This window comes from Paraburkholderia fungorum (assembly GCF_046026025.1).
Classification (GTDB): domain Bacteria; phylum Pseudomonadota; class Gammaproteobacteria; order Burkholderiales; family Burkholderiaceae; genus Paraburkholderia; species Paraburkholderia fungorum_E.
The window spans coordinates 1-1,193 of record NZ_JAQQFL010000093.1 but is presented as its reverse complement, the minus strand read 5'-3'; the positions used below and the strand labels follow the sequence as shown (position 1 = coordinate 1,193).

The 1,193-nt window shown below is 55.5% G+C and carries 1 protein-coding gene; it reads left to right on the top strand.

The annotated features are described in order from the left end of the window. The first annotated feature begins 85 nt into the window (after positions 1–85). Complete coding sequence (locus PQR67_RS38140; protein WP_408467943.1) at positions 86–1,039, top strand: IS5 family transposase; 954 nt, start codon at positions 86–88, stop codon at positions 1,037–1,039. Positions 1,040–1,193: the final 154 nt, after the last annotated feature.

The following is a 1,193-nucleotide window of genomic DNA, read 5'->3' as shown; positions in this document are numbered from 1 at the left end:
GTTAAGGAAGGTCTGCAAAAGACCTGGCATTGTGTTGCTGCTGAGCTATCCTGGAAACAGAGCGAATTAGGTGAGGAGCGGTATGATGACGCAACTTGGTCTTGGTCTGGATCTGTCAACGAAGCGCACGCGCAAGCGGGAATTTCTCGATGAGATGCGACGCGTTGTGCCCTGGTTGAAGCTGATTGCGCTGATCGAGCCTCACTATCCCACGGGTAAAACCGGTCGGCCGCCGTTCCCGATTGCGACGATGCTGCAGATTCATTTCATGCAGCAATGGTTCGGTCTGTCAGACCCTGCTATGGAAGAGGCACTCTATGACGTGCCGCTGTATCGCGAGTTCGCGGGTCTCGACGGCGGGATGGTTCGCCTGCCCGATGAAAGCACGATTCTCCGGTTCCGCCATCTGCTGGAAACGCACGGACTGGCGGTGCAAATGCTGACGCTGGTCAATGAAATCCTGACGGAGAAAGGCCTGATGCTTAAGGCTGGGTCGGCAGTCGACGCCACCCTGATTGCCGCGCCCAGTTCGACAAAGAATGGCTCCGGCACGCGCGATCCTGAAATGCAATCGACGCAGAAAGGTGGCAACTGGTACTTTGGGATGAAAATGCATATCGGCGTGGACGCCGATTCGGGCCTGGTCCATACGGTCATTGGAACGGCGGCCAACGTTCACGACATCACCGTAGCCCAGACGTTGCTGCATGGTGAAGAAACGGATGTGTACGCGGACGCCGGATATCAGGGTATCGAAAAACGTTGTGAGCCTGACGCGGTGCGTTGGCATGTTGCAATGCGACCGGCAAAGCGCAGGAAACTGGATCTGAGTGATGCGTTGGACGCGATATACGATCAGATCGAGCGCCTGAAGGCGGGTATTCGGGCCAAGGTCGAACACCCGTTTCGCATCCTCAAGAGGCAGTTCGGTTACATGAAGACCCGATATCGAGGTTTGATGAAGAACACCGCCCAGATCACCACGCTGTTTGCTTTGGGTAATTTATGGATGGCTCGCAGAGCTTTGCGCAAAGCTTGAAACACCGGACCGACGAAGTCCATATGTCTGGTTGGCACGCTCCGGGGTGCGGATAAACCCTGACAATCAACTCGCCAACAAAGATCTAAACACCAAGGCCGCGCTCGATGCGAAAGGTAACGCTTCAAAGCGGGTTGTGCAGACCTTCCTTAAC